The 12,897-nt window shown below is 43.6% G+C and carries 14 protein-coding genes; 5 read left to right on the top strand and 9 right to left on the bottom strand.

Features of this window, described 5'->3' with window-relative positions; all coding sequences use genetic code 11:
- The first annotated feature begins 4 nt into the window (after positions 1–4).
- The 5 genes from benE (at position 5) to pcaD (ending at position 4,857) form a co-directional block, all read left to right on the top strand.
- On the top strand, positions 5–1,225 hold the full coding sequence (gene benE / locus FSC11_RS07170) for a benzoate/H(+) symporter BenE (protein ID WP_004894958.1): 1,221 nt from the start codon (positions 5–7) through the stop codon (positions 1,223–1,225).
- 37 nt (positions 1,226–1,262) lie between these two features.
- Positions 1,263–1,934 carry a 3-oxoacid CoA-transferase subunit A gene (locus FSC11_RS07165; protein WP_163165973.1) on the top strand — a complete coding sequence of 224 codons (672 nt, stop codon included), beginning with the start codon at positions 1,263–1,265 and terminating at the stop codon, positions 1,932–1,934.
- A gap of 19 nt (positions 1,935–1,953) precedes the next feature.
- The gene (locus tag FSC11_RS07160) at positions 1,954–2,607 is read left to right on the top strand and encodes a 3-oxoacid CoA-transferase subunit B (RefSeq protein WP_005222235.1); all 654 of its coding nucleotides are present in this window, start codon (positions 1,954–1,956) and stop codon (positions 2,605–2,607) included.
- A gap of 171 nt (positions 2,608–2,778) precedes the next feature.
- Positions 2,779–3,984 carry a 3-oxoadipyl-CoA thiolase gene (gene pcaF / locus FSC11_RS07155; RefSeq protein ID WP_163165971.1) on the top strand — a complete coding sequence of 402 codons (1,206 nt, stop codon included), beginning with the start codon at positions 2,779–2,781 and terminating at the stop codon, positions 3,982–3,984.
- A 93-nt stretch (positions 3,985–4,077) separates the two neighbouring features.
- The gene (pcaD, locus tag FSC11_RS07150; RefSeq protein ID WP_163165969.1) at positions 4,078–4,857 is read left to right on the top strand and encodes a 3-oxoadipate enol-lactonase; all 780 of its coding nucleotides are present in this window, start codon (positions 4,078–4,080) and stop codon (positions 4,855–4,857) included.
- Positions 4,858–4,926: 69 nt separating this feature from the next.
- Here the strand turns inward: pcaD and FSC11_RS07145 are convergent, their stop codons facing one another.
- From FSC11_RS07145 to ureE, 9 genes are all read right to left on the bottom strand, one after another.
- Entirely contained in the window at positions 4,927–5,814 is an 888-nt protein-coding gene (locus FSC11_RS07145; protein WP_163165967.1) for a DMT family transporter, read from the bottom strand.
- 100 nt (positions 5,815–5,914) lie between these two features.
- Positions 5,915–7,036 carry a hypothetical protein gene (locus FSC11_RS16270; RefSeq protein WP_163165965.1) on the bottom strand — a complete coding sequence of 374 codons (1,122 nt, stop codon included), beginning with the start codon at positions 7,034–7,036 and terminating at the stop codon, positions 5,915–5,917.
- Positions 7,037–7,217: 181 nt separating this feature from the next.
- Positions 7,218–8,918 (bottom strand): urease subunit alpha, encoded by a 1,701-nt coding sequence (gene ureC / locus FSC11_RS07135; protein ID WP_163165963.1) that lies wholly within the window; start codon positions 8,916–8,918, stop codon positions 7,218–7,220.
- A 15-nt stretch (positions 8,919–8,933) separates the two neighbouring features.
- Positions 8,934–9,242: an urease subunit beta gene (locus tag FSC11_RS07130; protein ID WP_004894975.1), complete on the bottom strand. Its 309-nt coding sequence runs from the start codon at positions 9,240–9,242 to the stop codon at positions 8,934–8,936.
- 9 nt (positions 9,243–9,251) lie between these two features.
- On the bottom strand, positions 9,252–9,554 hold the full coding sequence (gene ureA, locus FSC11_RS07125) for an urease subunit gamma (protein ID WP_004894978.1): 303 nt from the start codon (positions 9,552–9,554) through the stop codon (positions 9,252–9,254).
- A 353-nt stretch (positions 9,555–9,907) separates the two neighbouring features.
- The gene (locus FSC11_RS07120) at positions 9,908–10,789 is read right to left on the bottom strand and encodes an urease accessory protein UreD (RefSeq protein ID WP_163165960.1); all 882 of its coding nucleotides are present in this window, start codon (positions 10,787–10,789) and stop codon (positions 9,908–9,910) included.
- A gap of 30 nt (positions 10,790–10,819) precedes the next feature.
- Positions 10,820–11,434, bottom strand: a complete 615-nt coding sequence (gene ureG, locus FSC11_RS07115; protein ID WP_004809476.1) for an urease accessory protein UreG — start codon at positions 11,432–11,434, stop codon at positions 10,820–10,822.
- Between the two features lie 17 nt (positions 11,435–11,451).
- The gene (locus FSC11_RS07110; RefSeq protein WP_163165957.1) at positions 11,452–12,117 is read right to left on the bottom strand and encodes an urease accessory protein UreF; all 666 of its coding nucleotides are present in this window, start codon (positions 12,115–12,117) and stop codon (positions 11,452–11,454) included.
- Positions 12,104–12,586 carry an urease accessory protein UreE gene (ureE, locus tag FSC11_RS07105; RefSeq protein WP_163167736.1) on the bottom strand — a complete coding sequence of 161 codons (483 nt, stop codon included), beginning with the start codon at positions 12,584–12,586 and terminating at the stop codon, positions 12,104–12,106. Before ureE ends, FSC11_RS07110 begins: the two co-directional genes overlap by 14 nt.
- Positions 12,587–12,897 lie beyond the last annotated feature (311 nt).

Raw genomic sequence — 12,897 nt, 5'->3', positions numbered from 1 at the left:
ACCAATGAACACCCTGTTTCAGACATTAAAAAATGATTGGTCAATTTCAGCCACTGTTGCAGGGTTTTTAGCAGTGCTGATTTCCTATTCAGGCCCACTGATCATTTTTTTCCAGGCGGCTCAGCAAGCTCAAGTTTCCCCGGACATGATGATTTCATGGATTTGGGGAATTTCTATTGGTGCTGCACTTGCCGGTATTTTTTTATCGATTAAATACAAAATACCGGTAGTGACTGCCTGGTCTGCACCCGGAACGGCTTTATTAGTCACGCTGTTTCCCGATATTTCGCTCAATGAAGCGGTTGCCGCCTATATCACCTCTGCTGTGGTGATTTTTTTCATTGGGATCACCGGTTATTTCGACAAGTTACTGTCCTGGATTCCTCAGGAAGTCGCTGCCGGAATGATGGCGGGGATTTTACTGCAGTTTGGTTTAGGGTTGTTTACCGCGACCGATACCATGCCCTATATCGTCTTTGGCATGCTGGCGGTATTTTTGCTGGCCAAGCGTTTCAGTCCACGTTATGCCATGGTCTGGGTGCTGGTTGCCGGTGTGGTTTTAAGCATGTTATTGGGTAAGATTAACCCGGTCACAGCAGATTTCAGTCTGGCGATTCCGCAATTTATTGCACCAGAATGGACCTGGAGTTCAACCCTGAATCTGGCCCTCCCCCTGATTCTGGTCAGCCTGTCTGGCCAGTTTTTACCGGGAATGGCGATTATCAAACTCAGTGGTTATGACATGCCCGCCAAGCCAATTATTAGTGCAACCAGTATTGCCTCGCTTGCTGTGGCCTGTGTTGGGGGTATTACCATCGTACTGGCATCTATCACGGCTGCATTGTGTTTAGGCAAAGACGCACATGAGCTGAAAGAAAAGCGTTATATCGCCGGTGTGGCGAATGGGCTTTTTTATATTTTAGGCGGCTTATTTGCCGGCAGCATCGTCATGCTGTTTAGCCTGATGCCTAAAGAACTCATTGCTGCTTTGGCAGGACTGGCATTACTGGGTGCGATTGCCACCAATATTTCCGTGGCCATGGGCAAAGAGTCGCAACGTGATGCAGCACTGATCACCTTTTTAGCGACTGCTTCCGGCATGCATTTCTTGGGACTGAGTTCAGTCTTTTGGGGAATTTGCATTGGCCTGGTAGCACATTTTCTGCTGTCACAGAAAAACCGTAACGCAGTTCCAGTTACAGCATCAGATTCAAAACGAGTTTAAAGACATCCATCAGTTTAGGATATGTAAGGACCAGATTATGATAGATAAAAGTTCATTATCATTGAAAGAAGCACTCTCCCAGATCAAGGACGGTTCTACCATTATGATCGGTGGTTTCGGTACAGCGGGTCAGCCTGCTGAACTGATTGATGGTTTAATCGAATTGGGTATTAAAGACCTGATTATTGTTAACAACAATGCCGGTAATGGCGACTATGGTCTGGCGAAACTGCTTAAAGCTGGTGCTGTTCGTAAAATCATCTGCTCATTCCCGCGTCAGTCTGATTCCTGGGTATTTGACGAGCTTTATCGTGCAGGAAAAATTGAACTGGAACTGGTACCGCAAGGTAATCTGGCTTGCCGTATCCAGGCCGCTGGTATGGGCCTAGGTCCAATCTATACCCCTACCGGTTTTGGTACTTTGCTGGCTGAAGGCAAACCGACCATGAACTATGAAGGTAAAGACTACGTTTTAGAAAATCCAATTAAAGCTGACTTTGCTTTAATTAAAGCTTCTAAAGGCGATCGTTGGGGCAATCTGGTCTACCGTAAATCTGCGCGTAACTTCGGCCCAATCATGGCAATGGCAGCAGATGTGACCATTGCTCAAGTTTCTGAAGTGGTTGAACTGGGTGCACTGGATCCAGAGCACATCATCACCCCGGGAATTTTTGTTCAACACATTGTTCAAGTTAAGCCTGCACAATAATTGGCATCGGAGATAAATAATGAGCTATAGCAAACTGACCCGTGACCAGATCGCTGAACGTGTGGCACAAGATATTCCTGATGGCGCTTATGTGAACTTGGGTATTGGTTTACCAACAAAGATTTCAAGCTATCTGCCAAGCGATAAAGACGTCTTCCTGCATTCTGAAAATGGCCTGTTGGCTTTCGGTCCTCCTCCTGCTGAAGAAGACCGCGATCCTGAACTGATTAATGCTGGTAAAGAATTCGTGACCTTACTTGAAGGCGGTTCTTTCTTCCATCATGGTGACTCTTTCGCAATGATGCGTGGCGGTCACTTAGACATCGCCGTACTGGGTGCTTTCCAGGTCGCTGAAAATGGTGACTTGGCGAATTGGCATACTGGTGCTCCAGATGCAATTCCTGCAGTCGGCGGTGCGATGGATCTGGCTGTGGGTGCAAAAAAAGTCTTTATTACCACAGATCACGTGACCAAAAAAGGCGAGCCAAAAATTGTGGCTGAACTGTCTTATCCTGCGACTGGATTGAAATGTGTCGATCGCATTTATACCGACCTTTGTGTGATTGATGTGACCAACGAAGGTATGAAAGTGATTGAGAAAGTCGAAGGTCTGTCATTTGAAGAATTGCAGTCATTGACTGGCGCCAAGTTGATTGATGCGACTCAAGGTTAAGACGCTTTAAAGAAATTTAAAATCCTCCTCATCCTCCTGAGCAAAACTTAAGCATTACTTTAAGTTGATGCGCAAGAAAGGGAGACTTTATATCGAAACTCAAAGCTTTTTGAGTCCGGGTAAGTCTCCCTCCTTTCAGGAGGGATTAAGGGAGGTAAAAGGATTAAACAAATGAAAAACGCATATATTATTGATGCTATCCGTACCCCATTCGGCCGCTATGCCGGCGGCCTCGCGCCTCTCCGTGCAGATGACTTAGGTGCTGTACCAATCAAAGCTTTGATTGAACGTAATCCATCGGTGAACTGGGAACAGGTCGATGACGTGATCTATGGCTGTGCCAATCAGGCCGGTGAAGACAACCGTAACGTCGGTCGTATGTCATCCCTGCTTGCAGGTTTGCCTTATCAGGTACCGGCAACGACCGTAAACCGCCTGTGTGGTTCATCGATGGATGCAGTTGCAATGGCAGCACGTGCGATTAAAGCCGGTGAAGCCCATCTGATTATTGCCGGCGGTGTAGAAAGCATGTCTCGTGCCCCATTCGTGATAGGCAAGTCAGAAACGGCGTATGGCCGTAGCCAGAAGATTGAAGACACCACGATGGGCTGGCGTTTTATCAATCCGAAACTGAAAGAAATGTACGGCGTGGAAACCATGCCGCAAACGGCTGAAAATGTCGCTGAACAGTTCGGAATTAACCGTGCCGATCAGGACAAATTTGCCCTGACCAGCCAGCAACGTACAGCTGCAGCACAAGCCAAAGGTTTCTTTGATAAAGAAATCATTCCGGTGGTGATTCCACAACGTAAAGGCGATCCGGTAGTCGTGGATAAAGATGAACATCCACGTGCTTCAACCACAGCAGAGGCATTGGCGAAATTGAAACCTGTGGTGAAAGCAGACGGTACAGTAACGGCAGGTAATGCTTCCGGAATTAACGATGGTGCAGCTGCTCTTTTAATCGCATCTGATGAAGCGGTTGCTCAGCATGGCTTAAAACCACGTGCCAAAATTATTGGTTCAACTGTTGTTGGTGTTGAACCACGCATCATGGGCTTTGGTCCTGCACCTGCCATCAAAAAACTATTGGCACAAACCGGTCTGACTTTAGAGCAGATGGATGTGGTCGAGCTGAATGAAGCTTTTGCTGCCCAAGCACTGGCATGTACTCGTGACCTAGGTATTGAAGATGGCTCGGAAAAAGTCAATCCGAACGGCGGTGCGATTGCCTTGGGTCATCCACTCGGCGCATCTGGTGCACGTCTGGTGACGACTGCACTCAACCAGCTTGAACAGACTGGTGGCAAATATGCACTATGCTCTATGTGTATTGGTGTCGGTCAAGGTATCGCTTTGATTATTGAACGTGTCTAAAAGACAATTAAAAATATAAACCTCCTCCCTGAATGTAGATTCAAAGTACTGCTTTGAATCAAATGCAAGAAAGGGAGGTCGGGAGGGATTTTAATGCCAACATTTACATCAAATGATGCACAAATTAATTACCAGACTTTTGGTGATGCTGCAAAACCTGCACTGGTTTTCTCAAATTCTCTGGGTACAAATTTCAAAATGTGGCAACCACAAATTGATTTTTTCCAGCAAGATTTCTTTGTGATTTGCTACGACACCCGTGGTCATGGGGCTTCATCTGCACCACAAGGCCCATATAGCATTGATCAACTTGGTCAAGATGTGGTGAATCTGCTTGATCATTTAAATATTGAAAAAGCAGCTTTCTGCGGTATTTCAATGGGCGGCTTAACCGGTCAATGGTTGGCGATTAACCGTCCAGAACGCTTTAATCAGGTGGTGGTGTGCAATACAGCAGCAAAAATCGGTCAGGAACAGGCCTGGCTGGAACGTGCCACGCTGGTGCGTGAACAAGGTTTACAACCGATTGCTTCTACTGCAGCATCACGCTGGTTTACTGAACCCTTTATTCAAAGCAACGCAACAGTGGTAAATAATCTTCAAAACGACTTGGGAGCTGGCAGCCCGGAAGGTTATGCAAACTGTTGTGAAGCTTTGGCTAAAGCGGATGTACGCGAACAACTGAAAGACATTACTGTGCCAGTTTTAGTGGTTGCAGGTCAGCAAGACCCTGTAACGACTGTGGCTGATGGTCAGTATATGGTAGATCGTATTGCCAACAGCCAACTGTTTGAAATCAATGCGTCACATATTTCAAATATCGAACAACCTGATGCTTTTAATCAGGCAGTGCAAAAATTTATTGCAGCTTAAAAGCCCATTGTAATAATAGAAAAGCCACTGTTCATCAGTGGCTTTTTTCTGGAACATATAAAATAAAAACTAGGCCCAGATCACTAAAATTGCCGCAATCACCACCAGCACCAGTCCCCAATGTTCAGCCTTGGCCAGTTTATCTTTAAAGAAATACGCCGAGATCAGCATACTAAATAAAATCTCGATCTGCCCTAAGGTTTTCACCACCGGTACACTCATCATGCTCATGGCAGTAAACCAACCAAGGGAGGCTGTGAAACTACAAAAGCCTACTTTCATAGTCAGTCCCATACGTTCGCGCATAGCGACGAGTGTTTTACGGCTAAATAGGCTTAGGTAAATGAGCATACTGATGCATTGGAAGCCAATGACTGAAATCAATACCCAAGATGCACGGTGTAATACAGGTAAATTAGTTAATTCTAGACTGGCTTCACGAACCAATAATGAAGTAATAGCAAAACAAAGCCCACTACCTACCCCAATCATCAGTGTTTTAGCAGATAGTCCACTCAGTTGATTACCTTTACTCAGTAAAAATACTGCATAACCGCCAATGAGTACACCAATCCAGGCTAAGAACGATAAGTGATTTGATAGAAAAGCCACGCCAATAATCGCGGCTAAGATGGCTTCACTCTTGGCAAGTCCGACACCAATTGCATAATTTTTTTGTTTAAACAGTTGCACCATCAGTACAGTGGCAAGAATTTGGCTCACTCCTGCAATGAAAATATATATCCAATACTTTGCAGTAAAATGCACAGCTTCAATGACTGGGTAAAAATGGTACAGTAGTTGGATATATATAAATGCAAGTGGAAAACCAAACAAGAAACGCGCAAGCGTTACGCCCCAGACATCAACAGTCGAACTCAGTTGTTTTTGAAATGCATTACGCCATGCCTGCATGAATGCAGCCATTAAGGTAAAGAAGATCCAACTGATTGCCATGTCTCATCTGCTGTTAGGTTAAAAGTGAAATAATTTTAAGCCTTTGCAGATGAGATGACTAATTAAAAAAGGGTTTGAAGTTGATAGCGGAAAGTTTGGATTACCTTCTAAATTCACTCACTAATTTGGCAAGTTGTTCCATGCCATCAAAAGTGGTGGGAATTTTATCATCTGATGAAACTAATGGTGAGAAGATAATATTTTCAAATTTCTCAAAACCTGCTTTATTTTTAGCATGCAATTTTTCAGAGTCTTCTGCATAGTTATGAATAAACTGACAGAGTGCCATTCGAAGTTCGAGTTGCATCATTTGAGATTGAACTGAACGCACATGTTGCAATCCTACTCGAGTAAAATAAAACAGAAATAACATTAATGTCGTAATTGGTATTACTAAAAACCACATTGATGCTAATTTAGCTTCGTAGCCTGTCAAAATTAAAATAATGATTGCAATAATTACAGCTAATGGCACACATACTAGGGTAGCTCCAAATTGCGAATAATCTTCTCTCCTTTCTTTCAACTCTAATTTTTTCTGTTCATAAAGCTCCTTAAAACCTTTATTTAATAAGACAAAATCATAAGTCTGCTTACTTTCTTCTAATTGTTTCTCTAAATCTAAGACTGCTTTATGTTTAAGTTCAAAGGACTCATTCCATTCATCTACTTTTGAAATAAAGTTATCTATTATTTGGAATTTTTCCTCAGCCTGAATTAACTGAGATTTTTTATACCTATCTTCTATAATATTAAAAATAAGATGGTAGATGCTATAACTAATTTTATCTCCTGCATATTTAAAATTATTTATTTTCCATCGACCAACATTTAAATAATTTTCAATTAACTCATAAGCTTCCATTTTTTCTAAATTGGGTTTTCGTAATTTATATTCTGTCAAATAAGCAAAAATTATCGAATAGGCAAGTTCAAGCAGTTGGTTTTCTAAATCATCTATATTTTCATCAAACTTCTTTGCTCCCAGATAACGAGTCATATAATTCATTAGTTGGTGCTTAAAATCAAAAACAGGTAATACAGACACATAAGTACAAATTTCATTTAAGCTTTCACTTTCTACAAAGGCTCTAATTTTTAAAATTTGTTCAGAAAGCGCCCCTCTTAATTCATTTTCAAAACCAGATGAATATTTCTTAGCAATTTTCCTTATCTCTTTGAGAAATTCTTCGCTCACCTCATCATTTAAATCTAAAGCCATCTTTTTCCATTTCAGTCATATTTTTATTTATACCCATATTCTTTTAAATCAAAAACTAAATCAACTCCCTCATCCTCTTGCGGAATTATATTCCTCATCCCACAGGGAGAAGGAACATAGCAGCAATTAAATTAATAAAGTATTTCCCTCTCCTTCTAGGAGAGGGTTAGGGAGAGGTAAATCAAAACAAGAAATACCTTTGCGCCATCGGCAACACTTCCGCAGGCTCACAAGTCAGTAATTTCCCATCCGCCCGAACTTCATAAATTTCAGGGTCAACTTCCATCACAGGACAGTAAGTATTCAGCTTCATATCTTTCTTCTGAATATCCCGTGTGCTTTTACATGGACTAATCAACTTTTTCAAACCGAGTTTTTCATGGACGCCTGCTTCGATAGCCACTTGCGACAAGAAGGTAATGCAGGTGTTATGCACGCCTCTAGCATTGGCACCGAACATTGGACGATAATGCACAGGCTGCGGTGTTGGAATAGACGCATTAATATCGCCCATTGGCGCAGCTGCAATCATACCACCCTTAATAATCATGGATGGTTTTACCCCAAAAAACGCAGGTTTCCACAAGATTAAATCGGCAAGTTTACCCACTTCCACCGAACCAATTTCATGACTTAAACCATGGGTAATGGCAGGGTTAATCGTATATTTGGCGATATAACGCTTTACACGATTATTATCATGTGTGGCATTGTCACCCTCCAAAGGTCCACGCTGCACTTTCATTTTATGTGCGGTTTGCCATGTGCGAATCACCACTTCACCAACGCGCCCCATTGCTTGCGAGTCTGATGACATCATGGCAATTGCACCCAAGTCCTGCAAAATATCTTCCGCTGCAATAGTTTCACGGCGAATACGACTTTCCGCAAATGCCACATCTTCAGAAATTGCAGGGTCTAAATGATGGCACACCATCAACATATCCAAATGTTCATCAATCGTATTGATGGTATATGGACGGGTTGGGTTGGTCGAAGATGGCAATACGTTCGGCTGACCAATAGCTTTTAAAATATCAGGCGCATGTCCGCCACCAGCGCCTTCGGTATGGTAAGTATGAATAGTACGGTTTTTAAATGCTGCCAAAGTTTCTTCTAGAAAGCCGCTTTCATTTAGTGTGTCTGTATGAATCGCCACCTGTACATCATACTGATCTGCGACGGTTAAACAGTTATCAATAGCTGCAGGTGTTGAACCCCAATCTTCATGCAGTTTTAAACCGACCACACCCGCTTTAATTTGCTCGGCTATCGGCTCAGGCTGACTTAAATTTCCTTTACCGAGTAAACCAATATTCATCGGTAAATCATCAATGGCTTGTAGCATAGTCGAGATATGCCAAGGCCCCGGTGTCACGGTGGTTGCTGATGTGCCTGCCGCAGGTCCTGTACCACCGCCAATCATGGTGGTCACACCTGACATCAATGCCGTTTCCACCTGTTGTGGGCAAATCCAGTGAATATGGGTATCCACACCGCCAGCAGTGAGAATCTGCCCTTCACCTGCAATGACTTCGGTTGCAGCACCCAATGGAATAGTAATATCAGGCTGAATATCAGGGTTGCCTGCTTTACCAATTTTCCAGATGCGGCCATTTTTCAAACCAACATCTGCTTTGACAATACCCCACCAATCGACAATCAGCGCATTGGTAATCACAGTATCAGCAACGTCATCGGCTAAAAGCTGAGATTGCCCCATGCCATCACGAATGACTTTACCTCCACCAAATTTGACCTCTTCCCCATAGGTGGTGAGGTCTTGTTCCACTTCAATAAACAGTTCGGTGTCGGCTAAACGAACACGATCGCCAACTGTTGGACCAAACATTTCCGCATAAGCGCGGCGTGACATTTTCATTTTATAAGTATTCCTTTAGTCCAACTTGCCCATGACCCGACCTGCAAAGCCATACACTTCACGCTTACCGGCTAAAGCCACCAATTCAATATCACGGCTTTGTCCAGGCTCAAATCGAACGGCTGTTCCTGCTGCAATATTTAAGCGATAGCCATGAGCTTTTTCGCGGTCAAATTGCAAAGCATCATTGGCCTCGGCAAAGTGAAAATGTGAACCCACCTGAATCGGACGATCACCCGCATTGGCCACGGTCATCCTTAAGGTTTGTCTGCCCACATTCATTTCAATATCAGTATCTGGCGTAAAAATTTCACCCGGAATCATATGATGCTCCTAGACAATCGGTTGATGCACAGTGACGAGCTTAGAGCCATCGGGAAAGGTCGCTTCAACCTGAACTTCAGCAATCATTTCAGGTATACCTTCCATCACATCTTCACGTTTCAGCAAAGTCGTGCCGTAATGCATCAGTTCGCTAACCGTCATTCCATCACGTGCACCTTCCAGTAAAGCAGCAGAAATAAAGGCAATGGCTTCCGGGTAATTCAATTTTAGCCCGCGTGCCTTACGACGCTCTGCCACCAGTCCTGCAGTAAAAATTAGCATTTTGTCTTTTTCAGTCGGATTTAGTTCCATGTCTATTTCCTATTTCTTCAATATTTTTAATGCAAAATGTGTGCAAATTCATTCAGTGTTCCCTCTCCTGAACGAGCTTTTAAGCATTGCTTTAAAAGCGACGTACAAGTGAGGTTTAGGGTGAGGTGAACCTTCATTGTCATAGACCCTCCCTCTAACTCCCTCCCAAAGGGAGGGAAAATGAAAGTAGATTTCCTTCTTCTTTTAGGAGATGAGTAGCACTGCTACACCACAAGGAAGAGGTAAAATAATTGATCCTCTCTTTTACCAGTCAAACGATTCTTTAATCTCCCTAAATCCCTTTTTCTCCTCCCTTTATCAAAGGGTGAGTAGCACGGCTACGCAAGGAGGGATTATGTCCGCCAAATCCTCGGAAACTCTTCATCTAATCCAAACCAGTAACGACGTAGTCGTGCACGAATCGCAGCAAATGCATCATGACACTGGCGCACGTCATCTCCGAGATAACGCGCCATCAGCACATCATCGAGTAGCGTTAATGTCACCGGCACATCCATACGCATGATGAGTTCACGAATCAGATCAATGTGCTCATCCAGATAAAAACTTGCACGATATTTTTCAGGCGGTACAGCCCATAGACTGCCCATCACAGCATGTCCATTCATACCCAGACAGGAGTTTAACCAGCGATCCTGTCCGGAGAATTTCAGCTGATCTGCAACCAATAGCTTTGCACCGCGATACAGTAGAAAACGGCTGCGATAACCGCCCTGCTCAAACTGCTCGTATCTTGCCTGACGACCAATTACCAGCATGTCCCAGCCAATAAAACTGGCAGTTTGATCTAAATGAATAGTGGTGGACGCATGTGCATTGGCACCATCAAATAACATAGTTTCCTGCGGCAGCCATTCAAAAATCCCCTTTTCTTCCACACGAATATCAATATGCTGATAGGCCTGTTTCAGATTAGTCTTGTACCATTTACCTGCGCCTGGTGTGGTCACCAGTCCGTGCGCATTTGCTCCGACGCGCATATCGAAACTCAGGTGATCTCCTCCGGCAATTCCGGCAGGTGGATGTACAATAATTGCATGACAGACTCCGGTTTTTTCAGGCCACAGCATTTTTTGCACACGAACTGGACCCTCATGCTTGCGATGCTGCAGAATGGTTCGTCCATTACTGAAATCGGCCTCGAAACCCAGTTGTAAACGTGCAAACCAGAGTTTTGCTGCTGAGCCGCGTTCTGCTTCTACCACGCTATTCATTTCGTTGTGCACTTATCCTGACTAACTAACCTATGCCTTAAACAGACCTTGTTTTTCGATAAATTCAATAATTTGCTCAAGACCATCTTTGGTTTTCATATTGGAAAATAAAAATGGTTTCTCGCCACGCATACGTTTTGCGTCTTGATCCATAACATCCAGATTTGCACCCACCATCGGTGCTAGGTCGGTTTTATTAATGATCAGTAAGTCCGATTTGGTAATACCGGGGCCACCTTTACGTGGAATCTTTTCACCACCCGCAACATCAATCACATAAAGCGTTAAGTCTGAAAGTTCTGGGCTAAATGTCGCGGCCAAGTTGTCGCCACCACTTTCAATAATGATCAGCTCCAGTCCATCAAACTTTTCACACAGGTCATCAATTGCAGCAAGGTTAATCGAGGCATCTTCACGAATCGCAGTATGTGGACAGCCACCAGTTTCAACACCAACAATACGGTCAGGCGACATCGCTTCATTACGGGTCAGGAAGTTCGAATCTTCCTTGGTATAAATGTCATTGGTGACCACGGCCATGTTGTATTTATTTCGCAAGGCCTGACACAAATTCAGGGTTAAAGCAGTTTTACCTGAACCCACTGGGCCACCGATTCCAACGCGTAATGGACTACGTTCTGACATAATTTTTCCTTTAATTTTTAAGATCTAAATAAACGGGAATATTGATTTTCATGGCGCATACTCAGCATGGCGTAATTCGGCAAAGCGCTACTCATCTCATCATCACTCAGGTTAATGGCACGCTCGATAAGTGCCGGAATTTCTCCATGCAGATGCCAGAGAATCCGTTGGCCACTCATTTGCCCCAAAGGCACTGTTTTCACAGCAGCTAATACCTGATTTTCCAGAACAGCAAATGCATAAGCAGTCAGAACATCATCGACTTCTAAATGCAATTCGCCACACAACTGGGCATAGACTGGAACGTAGCCATACTGTTTTTTGACTTTTACTGGTCGCTTGAGTACATCACGAATCCAGGCATTCAGTGAAAATGCCAGCTGCTGGGATTCTGCCAGTAATTCCTTACTTTCACGGCTTGCCCTGTAAATTTCAGCCCAATGTTGAAATATGATTTCATCGTCATAGCTTTGCATTAAACGTTTTAAAATCGGCAGTTCGAACCGCAGCAATAGCATTTCCAACACTTCATTAAAGTAGGCAATGCTGGAAGCTTCGTCATGAATCAAGCCGGTATCAATCGCGCTTTCAACCCCTTGTGAATAGCAGTAAGCGCCGACCGGTAGTGCCGTCGAAGACAGGGTTAGCAGGCTGAGTAATTGAGAAGCCTTAATGTGCGACATGATGCAGTGACTTGATTGGACTTAAACGGTGATCATGCTGATGCTGTGCATACGCACCACTCTCTGGTTCAAACGGATGTTGTACGGTATCTACATGTAAACCTAAACCTTCGACCATTTCAGCCAGCACATGATCCGGTTCAAAATACAGTGCCGTTGGGGTCAGCATCAGTGGCACATGACGATTACCCAGGTGATAGGCTGCCTTTAAAAGATCAAATTCATGATCTGCAGTGACCTGCATCAAGGTTTCTGGCTTGGCATTAACACGCAGCAATTCACCATGATCGGTGGCGATGACTGAACCACTACGTAAAATCCCGGTACGTGGCAGATCTGCACCAATATCGGTGCCATTTTTTAGCGTAGCGCGGAAACGGCTTTTTTGACGCGTATCAAAGCTGAGTTCAATGCTTTCAATATTAGTAGAGTGACTGGCATCTTCCAGACGTTGGGTAAAAATCTTCATCTTGGCCCTATATGCATCAATTTGATTCATCACGTTCCAAAGCGGAACAATTGATCAAAAAACAGAAAATATTGCATCAAAATAAAGCATTTATCGTGCCAAGATATTGGATTCAATTTTCTTACATAAAAATTACGAATGACATTTCACCTATCTTCAATTGCGGCTAAAATATAAGAGCAGCCAGCTGAGTTAATAATTTAGTTAGTTTGACTTAATTATCTGAATTATTTAATTTTATTTAAATGATATGCTAGCAACTGGATTTAAGTAAAATTACTCGGGCTTAGCGGTTCCACGCTTTTCACGGA

The organism is Acinetobacter schindleri (genome assembly GCF_010918895.1).
Classification (GTDB): Bacteria; Pseudomonadota; Gammaproteobacteria; order Pseudomonadales; family Moraxellaceae; genus Acinetobacter; species Acinetobacter schindleri.
Note: the sequence above shows the minus strand (reverse complement) of the source record. Positions and strands in the feature narration are given on the sequence as shown.

Bases quoted from the DNA above. Each gene is read 5' to 3' on its own strand.
- benE (WP_004894958.1), top strand. From the start codon at position 5: ATGAACACCCTGTTTCAGACATTAAAAAATGATTGGTCAATTTCAGCC.
- FSC11_RS07165 (WP_163165973.1), top strand. From the start codon at position 1,263: ATGATAGATAAAAGTTCATTATCATTGAAAGAAGCACTCTCCCAGATC.
- FSC11_RS07160 (WP_005222235.1), top strand. From the start codon at position 1,954: ATGAGCTATAGCAAACTGACCCGTGACCAGATCGCTGAACGTGTGGCA.
- pcaF (WP_163165971.1), top strand. From the start codon at position 2,779: ATGAAAAACGCATATATTATTGATGCTATCCGTACCCCATTCGGCCGC.
- pcaD (WP_163165969.1), top strand. From the start codon at position 4,078: ATGCCAACATTTACATCAAATGATGCACAAATTAATTACCAGACTTTT.
- FSC11_RS07145 (WP_163165967.1), bottom strand. From the start codon at position 5,814: ATGGCAATCAGTTGGATCTTCTTTACCTTAATGGCTGCATTCATGCAG.
- FSC11_RS16270 (WP_163165965.1), bottom strand. From the start codon at position 7,036: ATGGCTTTAGATTTAAATGATGAGGTGAGCGAAGAATTTCTCAAAGAG.
- ureC (WP_163165963.1), bottom strand. From the start codon at position 8,918: ATGAAAATGTCACGCCGCGCTTATGCGGAAATGTTTGGTCCAACAGTT.
- FSC11_RS07130 (WP_004894975.1), bottom strand. From the start codon at position 9,242: ATGATTCCGGGTGAAATTTTTACGCCAGATACTGATATTGAAATGAAT.
- ureA (WP_004894978.1), bottom strand. From the start codon at position 9,554: ATGGAACTAAATCCGACTGAAAAAGACAAAATGCTAATTTTTACTGCA.
- FSC11_RS07120 (WP_163165960.1), bottom strand. From the start codon at position 10,789: ATGAATAGCGTGGTAGAAGCAGAACGCGGCTCAGCAGCAAAACTCTGG.
- ureG (WP_004809476.1), bottom strand. From the start codon at position 11,434: ATGTCAGAACGTAGTCCATTACGCGTTGGAATCGGTGGCCCAGTGGGT.
- FSC11_RS07110 (WP_163165957.1), bottom strand. From the start codon at position 12,117: ATGTCGCACATTAAGGCTTCTCAATTACTCAGCCTGCTAACCCTGTCT.
- ureE (WP_163167736.1), bottom strand. From the start codon at position 12,586: ATGAAGATTTTTACCCAACGTCTGGAAGATGCCAGTCACTCTACTAAT.